The organism is Pseudomonas sp. TE4620 (genome assembly GCF_056279045.1).
In genome coordinates this window covers 4,287,128-4,306,030 of the sequence record NZ_JBWBQO010000001.1, presented here as the reverse complement: position 1 = coordinate 4,306,030, position 18,903 = coordinate 4,287,128, and the positions used below count along the sequence as shown (strand labels likewise).

The 18,903-nt window shown below is 63.6% G+C and carries 16 protein-coding genes; 3 read left to right on the top strand and 13 right to left on the bottom strand.

The window, feature by feature from the left end:
* Positions 1-82: 82 nt before the first annotated feature.
* From ACZ9A3_RS19950 to dksA, 12 genes are all read right to left on the bottom strand, one after another.
* Positions 83-952, bottom strand: coding sequence for an oxygenase MpaB family protein (locus tag ACZ9A3_RS19950; protein WP_045199709.1), 870 nt, complete (start codon positions 950-952; stop codon positions 83-85).
* Between the two features lie 39 nt (positions 953-991).
* A complete protein-coding gene (acs, locus tag ACZ9A3_RS19945) occupies positions 992-2,926 on the bottom strand; it encodes an acetate--CoA ligase (RefSeq protein WP_093379323.1) in 1,935 nt (644 codons plus the stop codon).
* A 91-nt stretch (positions 2,927-3,017) separates the two neighbouring features.
* Positions 3,018-4,682, bottom strand: coding sequence for a glucose-6-phosphate isomerase (pgi, locus tag ACZ9A3_RS19940; protein WP_045199707.1), 1,665 nt, complete (start codon positions 4,680-4,682; stop codon positions 3,018-3,020).
* Positions 4,683-4,808: 126 nt separating this feature from the next.
* Complete coding sequence (gene panC, locus ACZ9A3_RS19935) at positions 4,809-5,666, bottom strand: pantoate--beta-alanine ligase (RefSeq protein WP_093379332.1); 858 nt, start codon at positions 5,664-5,666, stop codon at positions 4,809-4,811.
* Positions 5,663-6,463, bottom strand: coding sequence for a 3-methyl-2-oxobutanoate hydroxymethyltransferase (panB, locus tag ACZ9A3_RS19930; RefSeq protein ID WP_045199705.1), 801 nt, complete (start codon positions 6,461-6,463; stop codon positions 5,663-5,665). The genes panC and panB overlap by 4 nt, the downstream gene beginning before the upstream one ends.
* A gap of 252 nt (positions 6,464-6,715) precedes the next feature.
* Complete coding sequence (folK, locus tag ACZ9A3_RS19925; RefSeq protein ID WP_093379337.1) at positions 6,716-7,192, bottom strand: 2-amino-4-hydroxy-6-hydroxymethyldihydropteridine diphosphokinase; 477 nt, start codon at positions 7,190-7,192, stop codon at positions 6,716-6,718.
* A gap of 3 nt (positions 7,193-7,195) precedes the next feature.
* Positions 7,196-8,584 (bottom strand): polynucleotide adenylyltransferase PcnB, encoded by a 1,389-nt coding sequence (locus tag ACZ9A3_RS19920; protein ID WP_045199703.1) that lies wholly within the window; start codon positions 8,582-8,584, stop codon positions 7,196-7,198.
* A 707-nt stretch (positions 8,585-9,291) separates the two neighbouring features.
* Positions 9,292-10,728, bottom strand: coding sequence for a sigma-54-dependent transcriptional regulator (locus tag ACZ9A3_RS19915; RefSeq protein WP_258608100.1), 1,437 nt, complete (start codon positions 10,726-10,728; stop codon positions 9,292-9,294).
* A 22-nt stretch (positions 10,729-10,750) separates the two neighbouring features.
* Positions 10,751-13,705, bottom strand: coding sequence for a sensor histidine kinase (locus ACZ9A3_RS19910; protein ID WP_176794212.1), 2,955 nt, complete (start codon positions 13,703-13,705; stop codon positions 10,751-10,753).
* Positions 13,689-13,865 carry a hypothetical protein gene (locus ACZ9A3_RS19905; RefSeq protein WP_003250005.1) on the bottom strand — a complete coding sequence of 59 codons (177 nt, stop codon included), beginning with the start codon at positions 13,863-13,865 and terminating at the stop codon, positions 13,689-13,691. Before ACZ9A3_RS19905 ends, ACZ9A3_RS19910 begins: the two co-directional genes overlap by 17 nt.
* Before the next feature lie 137 nt (positions 13,866-14,002).
* Entirely contained in the window at positions 14,003-14,890 is an 888-nt protein-coding gene (gene gluQRS, locus ACZ9A3_RS19900; RefSeq protein ID WP_093379345.1) for a tRNA glutamyl-Q(34) synthetase GluQRS, read from the bottom strand.
* 61 nt (positions 14,891-14,951) lie between these two features.
* Entirely contained in the window at positions 14,952-15,395 is a 444-nt protein-coding gene (gene dksA, locus ACZ9A3_RS19895; protein WP_045199697.1) for an RNA polymerase-binding protein DksA, read from the bottom strand.
* Positions 15,396-15,640: 245 nt separating this feature from the next.
* On the opposite strand from dksA, the gene ACZ9A3_RS19890 reads away from it, so the two are divergent.
* Both ACZ9A3_RS19890 and sfsA read left to right on the top strand, forming a co-directional pair.
* Positions 15,641-16,813 (top strand): pyridoxal phosphate-dependent aminotransferase, encoded by a 1,173-nt coding sequence (locus tag ACZ9A3_RS19890; RefSeq protein WP_476253047.1) that lies wholly within the window; start codon positions 15,641-15,643, stop codon positions 16,811-16,813.
* Positions 16,813-17,526, top strand: coding sequence for a DNA/RNA nuclease SfsA (gene sfsA / locus ACZ9A3_RS19885; RefSeq protein WP_045199693.1), 714 nt, complete (start codon positions 16,813-16,815; stop codon positions 17,524-17,526). Before ACZ9A3_RS19890 ends, sfsA begins: the two co-directional genes overlap by 1 nt.
* Here sfsA and ACZ9A3_RS19880 read toward each other — a convergent pair.
* Positions 17,516-17,833 carry a Rieske (2Fe-2S) protein gene (locus ACZ9A3_RS19880; RefSeq protein ID WP_401292641.1) on the bottom strand — a complete coding sequence of 106 codons (318 nt, stop codon included), beginning with the start codon at positions 17,831-17,833 and terminating at the stop codon, positions 17,516-17,518. The genes sfsA and ACZ9A3_RS19880 overlap by 11 nt on opposite strands.
* A gap of 181 nt (positions 17,834-18,014) precedes the next feature.
* Here ACZ9A3_RS19880 and ACZ9A3_RS19875 point away from each other — a divergent pair, with 181 nt between their 5' ends.
* A complete protein-coding gene (locus ACZ9A3_RS19875; protein WP_476253346.1) occupies positions 18,015-18,854 on the top strand; it encodes a heme/hemin ABC transporter substrate-binding protein in 840 nt (279 codons plus the stop codon).
* Positions 18,855-18,903: the final 49 nt, after the last annotated feature.

Sequence of the window (18,903 nt, the reverse complement as noted above, 5' to 3'; positions counted from 1 at the left end):
CGTCAGAACGGTTCAGGCCCCAGGGCCTGGATAGACCGGCATGGTGGCATAGATGAGCGGGCGAGGGCTATTGGCGTACCGCTCAGGCGATTCCCATACGTCGCCGGGCGCGATGGGCCGAGCCGTCGCGCATGGCCCAGCGCAGCACCGGAGCAGTGCTGTGGATGCCCAGGCGAATCAATCGGCGTTGCAGCGGGTTCTGGCCCAGCTCGAGCATCGCGCTGGCCCATTCCGGCAGCAGGTCGATACCGGCGCGCAGCATCAAGGCGCCGACCGGTTGCGCCAGGCGGCTGGGCGCCGGCGCGTCGAGCAGCACCTGCACCACTTCATGGCTGCGCGCGTCGCACAGCAGTTGCGGGCGCATGGCCTGCAGGTAGTCGGCAATTTGCTGGCGTGAGCGCGGCACGTTGCGCGCGCCCAGGCGCTCGGCGATCAGGGCGATCTCGGCGTAGTAGGCGTCCTGTTCGGTGACCGGCATCTGCGGGTTGCGGTAGCGCATGTGGGCGGCAAGAAAGCTGCTGACCTCGGCCACATGCACCCAGGTCAGCAGGTCCGGATCGCTGGCGGCATAGGGCCGGCCATCGGCAGCGCTGCCGACCACCTGCAGGTGAATGGTGCGCACTTTTTCGATCAGCCAGTTGGCATCCCGGCTCGAACCAAAGGTGGTGCCGGAGATGAACTGGCTGGTGCGGCGCAAGCGGCCGAGCAGGTCCTGGCGAAAGTTGGAATGATCCCATACGCCAGCCAGCGCCAGCGGGTGCAGCAACTGCAGGAGCAGGGCACTGATGCCGCCGATCAGCATGCTCGGGAAGTCGCCGTGCACACGCCAGCTGAGGCTGTCCGGGCCGAACAGGCCGGGGTCGCCCTTGGGGTTTTCCAGGTCGAGCTGACCCAGGGACAAGCCGGTCAGGCTCATTACCTGGGTTTCGATACGGCGGCGAATCGCTTCCATGGTTACCTTGTGTTCAAGGCAGCCGATCAGCGCTGCCGTTTAAGTGTTCAGGCGTTTGTCGATCAGGCCCTGGACCACGCTCGGGTCGGCCAGGGTCGAGGTATCGCCGAGGCTGTCGAGCTCGTTGCAGGCGATCTTGCGCAGGATGCGCCGCATGATCTTGCCCGAACGGGTCTTGGGCAGTGCCGGCGCCCACTGGATCAGCTCGGGTTTGGCGAAGCTGCCAATCTCTTTGCTGACCAGGGCCAGCAGCTGCTGCTTGAGGCTGTCGTCCGGGGTCACACCGTTCATGGGCGTGACAAAGGCATAGATGCCTTGGCCCTTGAGATCGTGAGGGTACCCGACAACGGCCGCTTCGGCGATGCTGTCGTGCAGTACCAGAGCGCTTTCCACCTCGGCGGTGCCGATCCGGTGCCCGGAGACGTTGATCACGTCATCGATGCGCCCGGTTATCCACAGGTCGCCGTCTGCGTCGCGGCGCGCACCGTCGCCGGTGAAGTAATAGCCCGGCAGCGGCTTGAAGTAGGTATCGATCATCCGCTGCGGATCGCCGTACACGCCGCGGATCTGCCCAGGCCAGCTGGCCTTGATCGCCAGCATGCCGCTGCCGGGGCCTTCGATCAGCTTGCCTTTTTCGTCCAGCAACACCGGTTGCACGCCGAACAGCGGCTGGGTGGCGCACCCGGGCTTGATTCGCCGGGTGCCCACCAGCGGGCTGATCATGATGCCGCCGGTTTCGGTCTGCCACCAGGTGTCGACGATCGGGCAGCGCTTTTCGCCTACGGCCTCGAAGTACCATTCCCAGGCTTCCGGGTTGATTGGCTCTCCGACGCTGCCGAGCAGGCGCAGGCTCTTGCGCGAGGTGCCCGCCAACGGGCCCTGGCCTTCGCGCATCAGCGCGCGCAGGGCGGTGGGCGCGGTGTAGAAGATATTGACCTGGTGCTTGTCGACCACCTGCCAGAAGCGCGAGGCATCGGGGTAGTTGGGCACGCCTTCGAACATCAGGGTAATTGCACCGTTGGCCAGCGGCCCGTAGACGATATAGCTGTGGCCGGTCACCCAGCCGACATCGGCGGTGCACCAGAACACCTCGCCCTCGCGGTAATCGAACACGGTCTTGAAGGTCAGCGCTGCCTGCAGCAGGTAGCCGGCGGTGGTGTGCAGTACGCCCTTGGGTTTGCCGGTGCTGCCGGAGGTATAGAGGATGAACAGCGGGTCTTCGGCGTCCATCGGCTCGGGTGGGCAGTTATCGCTGACCTGCTTGATCGCTTCGTGGTACCAGAGATCGCGGCCTTCGCTCCAGTCGATCTTGCCGCCAGTACGCTTGATCACCACCACCGTACTGACATCCGGGCAACTGAGCAGGGCCTTGTCGACGTTGTGCTTCAGCGCCACGCTCTTGCCGCCGCGCACGCCTTCATCGGCGGTGATCAGCGTGCGACAGTCGGCGTCGAGAATCCGGTCACGCAGGGCATCCGGCGAAAAGCCACCGAACACCACCGAGTGAATGGCGCCAATGCGGCTGCAGGCGAGCATGGCGTAGGCCGCCTCCGGGACCATGGGCATGTAGATGCACACCCGGTCGCCTTTTTTCACCCCGCGCTGCTTGAGTACGTTGGCCAGGCGGCAGACCTGCTGGTGCAGTTCGCGGTAGGTGATGACGCTGGAGTCGGCAGGGTTGTCGCCTTCGCGAATGATCGCCGGTCGATCGCCCCGGGTGGCCAGGTGACGATCGATGCAGTTGTAGCTGACATTGAGTTGCGCGCCCTTGAACCAGGCGGCCTGGCCGGTCTTCATGTCGCTCTGCTGGACCTGGCTCCAGGGCTTGATCCAGTCCAGGGCCTTGGCCTGTTCGCACCAGAAGGTATCCGGGTCGTCGATGGACTGGCGGTACAGGCGCTGGTAGTCGGCCTGGCTCAGTTGCGCCGCTCTGCTGACGGCATCGGCTTGGGGAAAGTCGCTGATATCGAACATGGCGGGGTCCTGTTCTGACGGATTGTTTTTGTCAGGACAGTGTAGCCGCTGCCCCCGGCCGTGTTCGTTCGGCCAGGGGCAGCGCGGGCGGTCAACCGCGGTGACGGCTGCGGAAGAAGTTGATCAGGCCCTGGGTCGAGGCGTCTTCGGCAGGCTCTTCAATGCCGCCGGTCAGGCGCTGGTAGACGCCCTTGCCGAGCTCCTTGCCCAGCTCCACGCCCCACTGGTCGAAGGCGTTGATACCCCAGATGACGCTTTGCACGAATACCTTGTGCTCGTACATCGCCACCAGTGCGCCAAGACGCCGTGGGCTGATGCGCTCGACCACCAGGGTATTGCTCGGGCGGTTGCCCGGAATCACCTTGTGCGGTGCCAGCTTCTGGATCTCGGCTTCGGCCATGCCTTTGTCACGCAGCTCGGCTTCGGCTTCGCTGCGGGTCTTGCCCAGCATCAGTGCCTGGCTCTGCGACAGGCAGTTGGCGTACAGCCACTGGTGATGGTCGGCGACCGGGTTGAAGCTGACCACCGGGACGATGAAGTCGGCCGGAATCAGCTGGGTGCCCTGGTGCAGCAACTGGTGGTAGGCATGCTGGCCGTTGCAACCCACGCCGCCCCAGATGACCGGGCCGGTGTCGTGGTTGACCGGCGTGCCGTCCTGGCGGACGCTCTTGCCGTTGGATTCCATGTCCAGCTGTTGCAGGTGCTTGGTGATGTTACGCAGGTAGTGGTCGTACGGCAGGATCGCGTGGCTTTGCGCGCCCCAGAAGTTGCCGTACCACACGCCGAGCAAGGCCAGCAGCACCGGCATGTTCTGTTCGAACGGCGCGTTCTGGAAGTGCTGGTCCATGGTGTAGGCACCGGACAGCAGTTCCTTGAAGTTGGCGGTACCGATGGCCAGCGCAATCGGCAAGCCGATGGCTGACCACAGCGAGTAACGCCCGCCGACCCAGTCCCACATCGGGAAAATGTTTTCTTCACGGATGCCGAAGGCCACGGCGGCGGCCTTGTTGCTGGAAACAGCGATGAAGTGCTTGTACAGCTCGGCTTCCGAGCCACCCTGGGCCAGGTACCAGGCGCGGGCGGCCTGGGCGTTCTTCAGTGTTTCGAGGGTGTTGAACGACTTGGACGAAACGATGAACAGCGTGGTTTCGGCGCGCAGCTTGGCCGACAGCTCGTGGAACTCGCTGCCGTCGATGTTTGCCAGGTAATGGCAGCGCACGCCGCGCTGGGCGTAAGGCAGCAGGGCTTCGGAGACCAGCTCGGGGCCGAGGAACGAGCCACCGATGCCGATGTTGACCACGTCGGTGATCGGCTTCTCGCTGTAGCCGCGCCACAGGCCATCATGGATGCGGCCAACCAGCTCGGTCACCTGGTTGAGGACCTTGTGCACCTCGGGCATCACGTTGACGCCGTTGACGCTCAGCTTGTCGCCCACCGGGCGGCGCAGGGCGGTATGTAGCGCCGGGCGGCCTTCGGAGGCGTTAAGGATCTCGCCGGCGAACAGGCCCTTGATGGCCTCTTGCAGACCGACCTCGTTGGCCAGGCCCACCAGCAGCTCGCGGGTCTGGGCGTTGATCAGGTTTTTCGAGTAGTCGAGGAACAGCCCGCAGGTGCTCAGGGAGAATTCTTCGAAGCGCTTTGGCTCGGCAGTGAATGCGTCGCGCATGCTGAAGTCCTGCATGGCTTCGCGGTGTTGCTGGAGCGCCTGCCAGGCGGGCAGGGCGGTAACATCATGAGGGGTGCGGTAATACGCCATCGCTGCAGGTTTCCTTATTGCGTGAACTGCCTTGGACACTGAAAACAGCGCCCCGTTTGCAGGCTGATGCCAATTATAGGCATGCAGCCTGCGTTACAGGGAGAGGCAGCTCAGCGGGCGACCGGGTTACTTGTCGTCAAGGTTCAGGTGCAGGTTGTCGATCAGGCGGGTAGCTCCGAGGAAGGCGGCTACCAGGATCACCAGATCGCGGTCTTCAGGCGTCGCCGGGCGCAGGCTCAGGGCCTGGCGGACTTCCAGGTAGTCCGGGCGAAAGCCTGCTGCAGCCAGTTGCTGCTGGCCGTTGGCGATAAGCGCCGGGTAGTCGCGTTCGCCTTGCTCGATGGCGGCGGCCATCTGGCTCAGCAGGCGATACAGCGCTGGCGCCGTGGCGCGCTGCTCGTCGCTCAGGTAGCCGTTGCGCGACGACAGCGCCAGGCCGTCTTCGGCGCGCACGGTCGGCTCGCCGATGATCTGGATCGGCATGTTCAGGTCGCGCACCAGCGCGCGGATTACCGCCAGTTGCTGGAAGTCTTTCTGGCCAAATACCGCCAGGTCCGGCTGGACCATGTTGAACAGCTTGCTGACCACCGTCGCCACGCCTTCGAAATGGCCCGGACGGCTGGCACCACAGAGCCCGTCGGACAGCTGCGGGACGCTGACCCGGGTCTGCCCGGCCATGCCGTCGGGGTATATTTCTTCGACAGTGGGGGCGAACAGCAGGTGGCAGCCGGCCTGGAGCAGTTTCTCCTGGTCGGCGGCGAGGGTCCGCGGGTACTTGTCGAGGTCTTCGCTGGGGCCGAACTGCAGCGGGTTGACGAAGATGCTGGCGACGACGAAGTCGACCCGTTGCGCGGCCTTGGTCACCAGCGCGGCATGGCCGCTGTGCAGGTTGCCCATGGTCGGCACGAAGCCGATGCGTTTGCCCTCACTGCGCGCCCGCGCCACGGCGGCGCGCAGTTCGAGGACGGTCTTGACTGTATTCATGCACTGAACCCGTGTTCGCTGGCGGGGAAGCTGACTTCCTTGACGGCGGTTACATAAGCCTTGAGCGCACCTTGAATGTCGCTCTGGCCGGCCATGAAGTTCTTCACGAACTTCGGTACCCGGCCGGTCAGCGACAGGCCGAGCATGTCGTGCAGCACCAGGACCTGGCCGTCGGTGGCGCTACCGGCACCAATACCGATGACCGGAATGCTCACCGCCTGGGTGATTTCGGCGGCAAGTTCGGTCGGCACGCACTCGAGCAGCAACATGGCCGCGCCGGCTTGCTCCAGGGCGATGGCGTCGGCACGCATCTGCCGGGCCTGGTTTTCCTGGCGGCCCTGGACCTTGTAGCCACCGAGGATGTTCACGGTTTGCGGGGTCAGGCCCATGTGTGCGCACACCGGCACGCCACGTTCGGCCAGCAGGCGGATGGTCTCCGCCAGCCAGGCGGCGCCTTCGACCTTGACCATGTGCGCGCCGGCTTGCATCAGCGCGCCGCTGTTGGCGAACGCCTGCTCGGTGGTGGCGCAGGCCATGAACGGCAGGTCGGCAAGAATCAGCGCACCTTCGTTGCCGCGTTTGACGCAGGCAGTGTGATAGGCCATCTCGGCATTGGTTACTGGCAAGGTGCTGTCATGGCCCTGGAGGACCATGCCCAGGGAGTCACCCACCAGCAATACTTCCACGCCGGCACGGCTGGCGGCCTGGGCAAAGGTCGCGTCGTAGCAGGTCAGCATGGTTATTTTCTCACCCTTGGCCTTGAGGCTCTGCAGGGTGGTCAGGGTTACTTCTGGCATGAAAAGGAATCCTCGTTCAGGCGCTGTGAAAAACGACTGCGTACAACGCGTGTATTCATCTTCTGGAACAGCACATCATCGATCGTGGTGTTTGAATTACGACCTGTTCCAGGCCTATATACGCCTTTTTGCGACGCTCGGGGCGCCACGGGACGCCTATAGTCGTGAGCGAGGGGGCTGAAGTCAATTACCCTGTTACCGCATTGTTACTAATGCGCTGTTACGGGCGTTACCGGCTGGGGGAGCGCCCGGCTACAGGCGCTCGAGGCCGACGAACGGGCAATCTGCCAGTAATTGGGACAGGGGCCTTTGATCGGCCAGGCAGAAGTCTTCGGGTACCAGCTCGGCCAGCGGGTAGAGGACGAACGGTCGCGCCTGCATGTGGTAATGCGGCACTTTCAGGCGTGGCACATCGATGACCTGGTCGCCGTACAGCAGGATATCCAGGTCGAGGGTGCGCGGGCCCCAGCGCTCTTTGCGCTCGCGGCCCTGATCGGCCTCGATGGCCTGCAGCGCATCGAGCAGCTCAAGCGGCGCGAGGGCGGTATCCAGCGCTGCCACGGCGTTGGTGTAGCGCGGCTGCCCGGGCGATAGCGATTCGCTGCTGTAGAAAGCCGAAACCCCGGCCAGGGCGCTTTCATGCAACTGCCCCAGCGCCTCGACGGCGCTGCGCAATTGCTGCTCGGGATCGGCCAGGTTGCTGCCCAGGCCAATGAAGGCGCGGACCATCGGTTACTCGCCTGCAGCGCCGTCGGCGCGCTTACGCTTGCTCGGGCTGCGCTTGCGTTTGCGCGGGCCGGCACCGGCGCCTTCGTCACGGCTGCCGAGCTCACGAATCATGTCGCGGCGCTCGCTGTCGTTGCAGTCCTGGTAGTCAGTCCACCATTGGCCGAGGCCATCGGTTTCTTCGCCCGCGCTTTCACGCAGCAGCAGGAAGTCGTAACCGGCGCGGAAACGCGGGTTGTCGAGCAACAGGTCGGCACGCTTGCCGCTGCGCCGTGGCAGGCGCTCCTGCATGTCCCAGATCTCGCGGATCGGCATGGTGAAGCGCTTGGGGATCGCAATGCGCTGGCATTGTTCGGCGATCAGCTCGTGGGCGGCTTCGTTCATCGCCGGGATCGGCGGCATGCCACGGCTCTGCAGGCGCAGGGCGCGACCCGGCAGGGCTGGCCAGAGCATCGCGGCGAACAGGAAGGCCGGAGTCACCGGCTTGCCCTGCTTGACACGCAGGTCGGTGTTGATCAAAGCCTGGCTGATCAGGGTGTGGGTGTAGGTCGGGTGTTCTTCGAGCGCTTCGGCACTGGCCGGGAACAGCGGGTTGAACAACTCCAGGTCGACGAGCATTTCAAAGGTGTCGGCAGCCTGCCCGGAGAGGAACAGCTTGAGCGATTCTTCGAACAGGCGCGCCGCCGGGATCTCGCGCAGCATCGGTGCCAGTTGGCGAATCGGCTGCACGGTGTGCTTCTCGATACCGAAGTTGAGCTTGGCGGCGAAACGCACAGCACGCAGCATGCGCACCGGGTCTTCCTGGTAGCGCTGGGTCGGGTCGCCGATCAGGCGAATCAGGCGGTTGCGGATGTCGTGTACGCCGTTGGCGTAGTCGAGGATGCGCTCGCTGACCGGATCGTAATACAGGGCGTTGATGGTGAAGTCGCGGCGTTGGGCGTCTTCTTCCAGGGTGCCGTAGACGTTGTCGCGCAAAATTCGCCCACTCTCGTTACGCGACGAGGTATGGCTGTTCTCTTCTTCGCTTTCCGGGTGGTTGGCGCGGAAGGTGGCGACTTCGATGATTTCACGGCCGAAATGGATGTGAACCAGCTTGAAACGGCGACCGATGATACGGGCGTTACGAAATTCGCCGCGGACCTGTTCAGGGGTGGCGCTGGTGGCGACGTCGAAGTCCTTGGGGGTGATGCCCAGGAGCTGGTCGCGTACGCAGCCACCGACCAGGTAGGCCTGGTAGCCAGCGTTTTGCAGGCGCTCGACGATGTTCACCGCGTGGCGGCTGAACTGGCCACGTTGCAGCGAATGTTGACCACTATTGATCACTTCGGGCGTGGTGCGGATATGGTGCTGGCCACGCACGGTAGGACGGAATGACTGGAACAGCTTCTTCAGCATGGGATGCACTGTTTGAAGGAATGTTCGGCCAAAAACGAAGAATGGCCGCATGATGGGCGGGGATTCTAGCATTTACTCGGTGGATGGTGTAGGCGGTCGCGTCGGACGACGCGCGGGCAGGCTGGGGCGGCAGAAACTACAAGGGGAGCCGAAGCTCCCCAAGAAGTAGTTGCGTGCTCTTATTGTTTTTTTGCCGGGCTTCTTGTTTTTGTTGAGTGCCCTGCCCACAAAAAAAGCTTGTGGGCGGTCTCCCTAACCGGGATCAAGAGCAAACGGATTGCTTTGGTCGCTGAGGTTGCAATGATCATGCGATCCAACCAGTTCAGGCCCTGCTTGAGTGCAGTTTTTATTGTTCTCTGCCTGGTTGTGGGGCAAGCCCCAAATACAACTCCTCTCCAAAAGAATCAGTTAGCTGCGCCTCCGCCGTCTTGTTCTTATTGTGCGTGAGCCGATTCGTCTTATTTTTATTGTCTTTTGCAGTGCTTGTTATTGTTCTTGTACCAAACATATAGCAGGTGCCGTGCCAACTTTTGCAAAGCCCAGTAAAACAAGGGCTTGGAGCGGTTTTGCGGGGTTCGCGGGGCGAAAAAAAACCGGGGCTTCGTTACCGTAAGCCCCGGTTTTTGTTACGACTTCGTGCTGCGGTAACAGTTTGTCGCAAGGTGACAGTGTTACCGCCGCCCACCGTCGAAAACTGCTGAAACGCCTCAGCCTTCGCTGGTGGCCCCGCTCTTGCGCCGCGGGATACCCAGGCGCTGACGACGTTCCCACAGGCACTTGCGACTGACTCCGAGTTTGCGTGCAAGCTCGGTCTCGGTCATGTGGTCCTGGTGCTCGAGGACGAAATGCTGGAAGTAGTCCTCCAGCGACAGGTCTTCAGTCGGCTCGTGGCTGGTGTTGCTGGCATTGCTGCCGGTACCCGGCAGGCCGGCAAACGGATCGTCGTCTTCGAGATCGCTCAGTTCGATGTCGATGCCCAGCAGGTCGGCGGAAATTTCCGGGCTCTCGCAGAGGATTACCGCACGCTCCACGGCGTTTTCCAGCTCGCGCACGTTACCTGGCCAGGAGTAATGCCGGATCGCCTGCTCGGCGTCGTGGCCAAAGCGCAGGTCGTTACGCCCCACGCGCGCACTCTGGCGAGCGAGGAAGGCATTGGCGATCTCGTTGACGTCGGCGCCCCGCTCGCGCAGGGCCGGCAACTTGAGGGCGATGACGTGCAGGCGGTAGTAAAGGTCTTCGCGGAACTGGCCGACCTTGGCCAGGTTCTTAAGGTCGCGGTGGGTCGCGGCAATCAGGCGCACATCGACCTTTTGCGATTGCACCGAGCCGACCCGGCGAATCTCGCCTTCCTGCAGCACGCGCAACAGGCGGGCCTGGGCTTCGAGCGGTAGTTCGCCGATTTCGTCGAGGAACAGCGTACCGCCATCGGCGGCTTCGACCAGGCCGGCACGACCGGCGCTGGCACCGGTAAAGGCGCCTTTCTCGTGGCCGAACAGTTCCGATTCGATCAGGGTCTCGGGAATCGCCGCGCAGTTCACCGAGATCATCGGCGCCTTGGCGCGCCGCGAGAGGTTGTGCAGGGCGCGGGCCACCAGCTCTTTACCGGTACCCGACTCGCCCTGGATCAATACATTGGAATCGGTTGGCGCAACCTTGCGGATCTTGCCGTACAGGTCCTGCATCGGCGGGCAGGAACCGATGATGCCGATCTCGCCGTTGGCTGCAGTGCTGGCCGCCTTGTCGCCGGGCACCGCCTTGCCGTTGCCGCGCTCGGCCGGGGCGGCCGGCGCGTTCTGCCGGTCACGCAGGATGCGCGCCACGGCCTGGAGCATTTCGTCGTGATCGAACGGCTTGGCGATGTAGTCCACCGCGCCCATTTTCATCGAGTCGACGGCAGAGCGCAGGCTGGCGTAGCTGGTCATGATCAGCACCGGCGTGCCCTGGCCGAGCTTGATCAGTTCGGTGCCCGGTGCGCCGGGCAGGCGCAGGTCGCTGACAATCAAGTCGAAGGTCGCAATGCTGAAGCGTTCCTGGGCTTCCTGCACCGAGCCGGCCTCGCTGACCTGGTACTGGTTGCGCTCGAGCAATCGGCGCAACGCCGAGCGGATGATGGTTTCGTCTTCGACGATCAGAATATGCGGCATTGATTCAATTCTCTCGACGGTCTCAGTTCACAGCGGACGTCGCTACGACATGGCGCGGCAGGGTCACTCGGATCCGGGTGCCGCGTTGGCTCTGGCTATCGGCCGGGCTGTCGATGGTGATTTGTCCATAATGCTCTTCCACGATGGAATAGACCAGAGCAAGCCCCAGTCCGGTGCCTTCGCCCGGGTCCTTGGTGGTGAAGAAGGGTTCGAACAGACGATCCATGATGTTTTTCGGGATGCCGCTGCCTTCGTCCTCGACGATCAGGTCGACGGTATGCTCGCTGGCTTCGCTCTTGACCCGCACGGCACTGCCGGGCGGGGAGGCGTCGCGGGCGTTGGACAGCAGGTTGATCAGCACCTGGGCCAGGCGTTGCGGGTCGCCCTCGACCCAGTGGTCCGGGTCGCACAGGTTGAAGAACTGTACTTCGAAATTGCGCCGGTTCAAGGCCAGCAGACCGATGGCGTCCTGGGCCACTTCGGCCAGGCACACCGGCTCGTCGCTGTGCTGGTGGCTGCCGGCATGGGCAAAGCTCATCAGCGACTGGACGATGCGCGAGATGCGCTTGGTCTGCTCCAGGATCTGGCTACTCAGTTCGGTGATCTCGCCGTCTTCTTCGCGCTCTTCGCGCAGGTTCTGTGCAAGGCAGGCGATACCGGTGACCGGGTTGCCGATCTCGTGGGCCACCCCGGCAGCCAGGCGGCCAATGCTGGCCAGGCGCTCGGAGTGCACCAGCTTGTCTTCCAGAGCCTGGGTTTCGGTGAGGTCTTCAACCAGCAGCACCAGGCCGCTGTTACCCGGTGCCAGTGGCTCGTCGATGGCCGCCTTGTGCAGGTTCAGCCAGCGGGTCTGGCCATCGAGGCCCAGGCGTTGTTTGTGCAGGTGTTCATCCGGCACGTTGATGAAGCCCAAAAGCAGGCCGCGCCAGGGGTCGGCAATGGTGGTCAGGCGCGAGCCGACCACGCGCTTGGCGGGGATGCCGGTGAGCTCTTCCATGGCCTTGTTCCACATCAGGATCTCCTGGTCCTTGGCCAGCGAGCAGACGCCCATCGGCAACTCCTGCAGGGTCTGGCGGTGGTAACGGCGCAGGGCATCGAGCTCGGCGGCAAGGCCGGTCAGGCGCGAGTGGTAGTCTTCCAGGCGGCTTTCGATGAAGTGGATGTCTTCGGTCACGTAGTTTTCGTTACCGGACTTGTAGGGCAGGAAGGTCTCGACCATGTCCTGGGCCACACTCGGGCCCATCAGCCCCGACAGGTTGGCCTCGATGCGGTCGCGCAGGCGGCGCAGGGCATACGGGCGGCGCTCGTCGAAAGGCAGGTAGAGGTCGCGCAGGGCCTGTTCCACTTCCTTCTGCGCAGCCTTGGCACCTAGCGGCTTGGCCAGTTGCGTGGCGAATTCCTGCGGCGAGGCCGCGTGCAGCTCACGGCGCTGCGGGCGGCGCACGTTATCCACCGCGCAGGCCTCGGCGGCGCTGACTTCTTCACTGCTGGCGTTGGTGAACAGCGAGATCAGGGTAAACAGCAGCACGTTGGCGGCCAGCGAGGCGATCGCAGCCATGTGCCAACTGGTGTCGTCGAGCACATAGATCATGTTCAGCAGCGGGATGTAGAAGCCTTGCAGGTTGCCCACCAGCGGCAACAGCATGGTCACCATCCACACCAGGATCCCCGCCAGCAGGCCGGCAATGAAGCCGCGGCGGTTGGCGGTCGGCCAGTACAGCACCGAGAGCACGCCCGGCAGGAACTGCAAGGTGGCGACGAAGGCGACGATGCCGAGGTTGGCCAGGTCCTGCTGGCTGCCCAGGGTCAGGTAGAAGCCGAAACCGGCGGCGATGATGGCGACGATCAGCGCCCGCCGGGTCCATTTCAGCCAGCGGTAGATGTTGCCCTCGGCCGGTGGCTGGTACAGCGGCAGCACCAGGTGGTTGAGGGCCATGCCCGAAAGCGCCAGGGTGGTGACGATGATCAGCCCGCTGGAGGCCGAGAGCCCACCGATATAGGCCAATAGCGCCAGTGCCTGGTTGTTGGCGGCGATGCCCAGGCCCAGGGTGAAGTATTCCGGGCTGGTGCTGGCGCCCATTTTCAGGCCGGCCCAGAGAATCAATGGCACCGCCAGGCTCATCAGCAGCAGGAACAGCGGCAGGCCCCAACTGGCGCTGACCAGCGAGCGCGGGTTGAGGTTTTCGGTAAAGGCCATGTGGTACATGTGCGGCATGACGATGGCCGAGGCGAAGAACACCAGCAGCAGCGTGCGCCATGGGCCTTCCTGCAAGGGGGTGTGCAGGGCGGCGAGGGCGGTCTGGTTCTGCAGCAGCCAGACTTCCAGCTCATGCGGGCCGCCAAACACGCCGTACAGCGCATACAGGCCAATGCCGCCGAGGGCCAGCAGCTTGATCACCGATTCGAAGGCAATGGCGAACACCAGGCCCTCGTGTTTCTCCCGGGTAGCGATGTGCCGCGAACCGAAGAAAATGGTGAACAGGGTGATCAATGCGCAAAAGGCAAAGGCGACCCGCGCCTTGACCGGTTCGCCGGTCAGAATGCTGATCGAGTCGGCCACCGCCTGGATCTGCAGGGCCAGCAGCGGCAGCACGCCGATCAACATGAAGATGGTGGTCAGCGCCCCGGCCCAGGTACTGCGAAAGCGGAAGGCGATCAGGTCGGCCAGCGACGACAATTGGTAAGTGCGGGTGATCTTCAGGATCGGGTACAGCAGCACCGGTGCCAGCAGAAAGGCCCCGGACACCCCCAGGTAACAGGCGAGAAAGCCGTAGCCGTATTGGTAGGCCAGGCCCACCGAGCCATAAAAGGCCCAGGCACTGGCATAGACGCCCAGCGACAGGGTGTAGGTCAGCGGGTGGCGGATGATCGAGCGCGGGATCATCCCGCGTTCGCTGACCCAGGCCACGCCGAACAGCACCAGCAGGTAGGCGGCGCTGATCAGGATCATCTGGGTCAGGCTAAAGCTCATCGGCATCACGTTGGCTCTGCAGGATAAAGGTCACGACGATCAGGATCAGCCAGAGCAGGTAAGGGCGATACCAGGCTCCGGTTGGCTCGATCCACCAGTCCATGATGGCCGGGGAGAACAGGTAGATCCCCACGACCAGAAGCAGGACCAAACGATAGATATACATGCTGGCCTCAAAGGTTAGGGCGCTGCGGCTTGGACTTATTATTGGCGCAAATGGCTGCGGCGATGGTAACGGGCTTGTGGGTTTTTGCCAAAGAATTGAATTTACTGGGCTTTCTGTGGGGCCGGGCCCCCCAGGGATCAGTGCAGATCGGCCTCGGGCACGCTCAGGCACCGGGGCAGGGCGTCGGGGTTCCAGTGCAATGCGGCATGCGCCAGCACTTCGCCCGGGGTACCGTACTCCATGCCTGCTTCGGTCTTTTGCCCCAGTGCGCGCAGGGCGCGCAGCAGCAGGGGCGTGGCCTGGTCGGCGGCCAGTGGTGGCGAGCGGTAGGACTTGCCCAGCTTGTGCCCGTCAGGCTGCACGATCAGCGGCACGTGCAGGTAACGCGGCTGCGACAGGCCCAGCAGTTCCTGCAGGTACAGCTGGCGCGGGGTGTTATCCAGCAGGTCGGCGCCGCGCACGATATCGGTCACACCCTGCCAGGCATCATCAAGCACCACCGCCAGTTGATAAGCGTACAGGCCATCGCGACGGCGAATGACAAAGTCACCCACCTCACGGCCCAGGTGCTGTTCGAAACGGCCCTGCACGCGGTCATCGAAATGGTAGGCCAGCTCCGGCACCCGCACGCGGATGGCGGCGCCTTCGCAGGCATGCGCGGCATTGCGGCACAGGCCCGGGTAAACGCCGTTGTAGCCTTCGAGTTGCTTGCGCGAGCAGGTGCAGGCGTAGGCCAGGCCCTGGCGGAACAGGCGCTCGAGCACTTCGGCATAGGCCGCGTGGCGCTGGCTTTGGTAGACCACCTCGCCGTCCCATTCCAGGCCGTAGCTTTCCAGGGTTTGCAGAATGGCGGCCTGGGCGCCGGGAGCTTCGCGGGGCGGGTCGATGTCTTCCATGCGCACCAGCCAGGTGCCGCCGACTGCCCGGGCATCCAGCCACGAGGCCAGGGCCGCGACCAGCGAACCAAAGTGCAGAAATCCACTGGGCGTGGGGGCGAAGCGTCCGATGTAGCGGGAGTCGTTCATGGCGAGCAGGTATGAAAATGAAACGGGGCGCCTGATGCGCCCCGTTCGGATGGGAGAAGGATCAGCCTTTGCCGACCGTTTTTTCTTTCTTCTCCGCGATTTCCTTGCAGTCAAAGCACAGGTCCGCGGTAGGGCGGGCTTCCAGTCGGCGAAGACCGATTTCAACGCCGCAGGCGTCGCACCAGCCGTATTCTTCGTCCTGGATCTTCTGCAGGGTTTTGTCGATTTTCTTGATCAGCTTGCGCTCGCGATCGCGGTTGCGCAGTTCAAGGGCAAATTCTTCTTCCTGGCTGGCGCGGTCGGCGGGGTCCGGGAAATTGGCCGCCTCGTCCTTCATGTGGTCCACAGTCCGGTCCACACTGGTCATCAGCTCCTGCTTCCAGGCACCCAGGAGTTTGACGAAGTGCTTGCGCATGGGATCGCCCATGTACTCTTCACCCTTGGTTACCTGATAGGGCTCGACACCGTACATGGTCTGAGTTTTTTGCTTTTCTAGGGTGGACATGAATAGACCGCCTCTCACTTTTCTAATCCATTGCGCAGGCTGCTCCATCTCCGGCGCCCGCCGGCCCTGCGACTGCGAGCCGCCGAACTTACCAGATCGAATCGGGGTGCGCTACTCCCGGTTGTCAAGGCCAGGGCAACGCTACCTGGCCTTGATGATCTTTGCAGTGGACCGCAGCTTTTGCCACACGTTCGACCCCGCGCGTGGGTAGAATCATTATTCTAGACCCTTTTGAGAGAAGGCTAATGGCCCAGCCCTACAGTGCGCGCAGCCGCGCCATCGAACCTTTCCACGTGATGGCCCTGCTGGCCCGCGCCAACGAGCTGCAAACGAGCGGCTGCGACGTGATCCACCTGGAAATCGGCGAACCGGATTTCACCACCGCCGCGCCGATCATCGAGGCCGGCCAGGCCGCACTGGCCCAGGGGCATACCCGTTATACCGCTGCCCGCGGGCTGCCGGCGCTGCGCGAAGCGATTGCCGGGTTCTACCAGCAGCGCTACGGGCTGAGCATCGACCCGCAGCGCATCCTCATCACCCCGGGCGGTTCCGGCGCCTTGCTGCTGGCCGCCAGCCTGTTGGTCGACCCGGGCAAGCACTGGCTGCTGGCCGACCCGGGCTACCCGTGCAACCGGCATTTTTTGCGCCTGGTCGAAGGCGCCGCACAACTGGTGCCGGTCGGCCCCGAGGCCAATTACCAACTCACCGCCGACCTGGTCGAGCGCTACTGGGACCAGGACACCGTCGGCGCCCTGGTGGCGTCACCTGCCAACCCCACCGGCACGGTGCTCGATCGCGATGAGCTGGCAAGCCTCTCGGCTGCCACCCGCGCGCGTAACGGCCATTTGGTGGTGGACGAGATCTACCACGGCCTGACCTACGGCATGGATGCACCGAGCGTGCTGGAAGTCGACGACGAAGCCTTCGTCCTGAATAGTTTTTCCAAGTATTTCGGCATGACCGGCTGGCGCCTGGGCTGGCTGGTGGCGCCACCGGCTGCGGTGGCTGACCTCGAAAAGCTGGCGCAGAACCTCTACATCAGTGCCCCGAGCATGGCCCAGCATGCCGCCCTGGCGTGTTTCCAGCCTGGCACCCTGGCGATTCTCGAAGAACGTCGGGCCGAGTTCGCCCGCCGCCGCGATTTCCTCTTGCCGGCCTTGCGTGAGCTGGGCTTCAAGATAGCCGTAGAGCCACAGGGTGCCTTTTATCTGTACGCCGACATCAGCGCCTTTGGCGGCGATGCCTTTGCCTTCTGCCGGCACTTCCTCGAAACCGAGCACGTGGCCTTCACCCCGGGCCTGGACTTCGGTCGCCACCAGGCCGGGCACCATGTGCGCTTTGCCTACACCCAGAGCTTGCCGCGCCTGCAGGAGGCGGTCGAGCGGATTGCCCGCGGACTACGGAGCTGGCAAGGCTGATGCGCTTTTCTCCACCCCTTGAAACCGCACGTTTGCTGCGCCGCTACAAGCGCTTCCTGGCTGACATCGAACTGGCCAGCGGCGAGCAAATGACCATCCATTGCCCCAATACCGGCTCGATGTTCAATTGCATGGTCGAGGGCGGCCAGGTCTGGTTCAGCCGCTCCAACGACCCTAAGCGCAAGCTGCCCGGCACCTGGGAAATCAGTGAAACCCCGCAGGGGCGCCTGGCCTGTGTCAACACCGGGCGCGCCAACGCGCTGGTGGAAGAAGCCTTGCGTGCTGGCGTCATCAGCGAACTGGCCGGGTTTACCGGGCTCAAGCGCGAAGTGGCTTACGGCGAGGAGAGCAGCCGGGTGGATTTTCGCCTGGAGTTTGCCGAAGGGCCGGCCTATGTCGAGGTCAAGAGCGTCACCCTGGGCTTTGACGACTCGGCAGTCGCCGCCTTCCCTGACGCCGTCACCCAGCGCGGTGCCAAGCACCTGCGCGAGCTGGCGACCCTGGCCCGCCAGGGTGTGCGCGCGGTGCAGCTATATTGTGTGAACCTCAGCGGGGTCGAAGCCGTACGCCCTGCCGACGAGATCGACAGCGCCTATGCCGATGCCCTGCGCGCAGCGGTGGCCGATGGCGTCGAAGTGCTTGCCTACGGCACGCGGATCGATGGCGAACAGGTTTATATCGATCGGCCTTTGCCGGTGTTGCTCAGTCGATAAGCCAGATGCCCTGGCTGTCTTCGCGACAGTTCAGGGCCGTCAATTGCTCGCCCTCGCAAGGGCCGGCCACGCATTCGCCGGACTCGATCAGAAACAGCGCGCCGTGGCGCCCGCAGGCAATCAGGCTGGCGCTGCTGTCGAGAAAGGCGTCAGGTTCCCAATTCAGGGGGATGCCACGATGAGGGCATTGATTGCGGTACAGGTAGACTGTGCCCGCACGCCGGACCGCGAAAATCCCCAGGTCATTGACACTGAAGCCTCGGCTCTGGCCTTCGCCCAGGTGCTCGGAATGACAAAGAAAATGCATGGTGAGGGTTACTCGAAGTCACAGTGACGGCTTGACGTGCAAATGCAAATAATTATCAAATTGCCTGCATCAGCCGTATCGGACGCTTTATACCGTGCGTCCCCGGCATTATCCACCCGGATTGCCGCTCCTCCTCATTCAAGGAAGCCTGTTATGCGCCCACGTGCCCGCCTGATCGCCCCTGTGTGCCGGTCTTGTGTTCAACACCCTGGCCCAGGCCGACACCTTGCCGCAGCGCTGGGTCAGCGCCGGTGGGGCACTGAGCGAGTGGGTGGCGGCGCTGGGCGGTGAGCAGAAGCTGGTCGGGGTCGATACCACCAGTCAGCATCCGCAATCGCTCAAGGCCTTGCCGAGTATCGGTTATCAGCGCCAGCTGTCCGCCGAAGGGGTGCTGAGCCTGCGTCCGGATGTGCTGGTGGGCACCGAAGAAATGGGCCCGCCGCCGGTGCTCGCGCAAATCCGCGGCGCCGGGGTCAAGGTCGAACTGCTGTCGAGCAAGGCCGCCCTGGGTGCGGTGGAAAGCAACCTGCAGCAACTGGGGCGCTTGCTCGGCAATGAGCAACAAGCCCGGCAACTGTTCGCCGACTACCGCCAGCAACTCGATGAGCTGCAGGGCAAGATCAAGCAACTGCAAACCACCCAGGCCGCTCCCGGAGTGATTCTGCTGGTCGGTCATGCCGGCTCCAAACCGATGATCGCCGGCAAAGGCACTGCTGGCGACTGGCTGCTCAAACAGGCCGGTGCGCGCAACCTGGCAGATAACGAAGGCTACAAGAACTTCTCTGTCGAGGCCTTGGCAGCCCTTGACCCGGATGTGCTGGTGTTCGCCGACCGCAGCCTCAGCGGTGAGCAGGCCTTGCAGGCGCTGCTCAAGGAAAACCCGGCCCTGAATGCTTCGCGCGCCGCCCGTAACAAACGCCTGATCGAACTGGACCCGACTTTGCTGGTGGGGGGGCTCGGCCCGCGTCTGCCGGTTACCTTGCAGAACCTTTCCCACGCCTTTTACCCGACCGCGCAATGAACCGGCTGGTCAAGCCGCGCACGCTGTTCGTCACCCTGACGCTGCTGTG

Coding starts and splice junctions, on each gene's coding strand:
- sfsA (WP_045199693.1), top strand. CDS start 16,813: ATGCGCTTTTCTCCACCCCTTGAAACCGCACGTTTGCTGCGCCGCTAC.
- panB (WP_045199705.1), bottom strand. CDS start 6,463: ATGCCAGAAGTAACCCTGACCACCCTGCAGAGCCTCAAGGCCAAGGGT.
- ACZ9A3_RS19880 (WP_401292641.1), bottom strand. CDS start 17,833: ATGCATTTTCTTTGTCATTCCGAGCACCTGGGCGAAGGCCAGAGCCGA.
- ACZ9A3_RS19905 (WP_003250005.1), bottom strand. CDS start 13,865: ATGTATATCTATCGTTTGGTCCTGCTTCTGGTCGTGGGGATCTACCTG.
- acs (WP_093379323.1), bottom strand. CDS start 2,926: ATGTTCGATATCAGCGACTTTCCCCAAGCCGATGCCGTCAGCAGAGCG.
- ACZ9A3_RS19915 (WP_258608100.1), bottom strand. CDS start 10,728: ATGCCGCATATTCTGATCGTCGAAGACGAAACCATCATCCGCTCGGCG.
- folK (WP_093379337.1), bottom strand. CDS start 7,192: ATGGTCCGCGCCTTCATTGGCCTGGGCAGCAACCTGGCCGATCCCGAG.
- ACZ9A3_RS19920 (WP_045199703.1), bottom strand. CDS start 8,584: ATGCTGAAGAAGCTGTTCCAGTCATTCCGTCCTACCGTGCGTGGCCAG.
- gluQRS (WP_093379345.1), bottom strand. CDS start 14,890: ATGAACGACTCCCGCTACATCGGACGCTTCGCCCCCACGCCCAGTGGA.
- ACZ9A3_RS19890 (WP_476253047.1), top strand. CDS start 15,641: ATGGCCCAGCCCTACAGTGCGCGCAGCCGCGCCATCGAACCTTTCCAC.
- dksA (WP_045199697.1), bottom strand. CDS start 15,395: ATGTCCACCCTAGAAAAGCAAAAAACTCAGACCATGTACGGTGTCGAG.
- pgi (WP_045199707.1), bottom strand. CDS start 4,682: ATGGCGTATTACCGCACCCCTCATGATGTTACCGCCCTGCCCGCCTGG.
- panC (WP_093379332.1), bottom strand. CDS start 5,666: ATGAATACAGTCAAGACCGTCCTCGAACTGCGCGCCGCCGTGGCGCGG.
- ACZ9A3_RS19950 (WP_045199709.1), bottom strand. CDS start 952: ATGGAAGCGATTCGCCGCCGTATCGAAACCCAGGTAATGAGCCTGACC.
- ACZ9A3_RS19910 (WP_176794212.1), bottom strand. CDS start 13,705: ATGCCGATGAGCTTTAGCCTGACCCAGATGATCCTGATCAGCGCCGCC.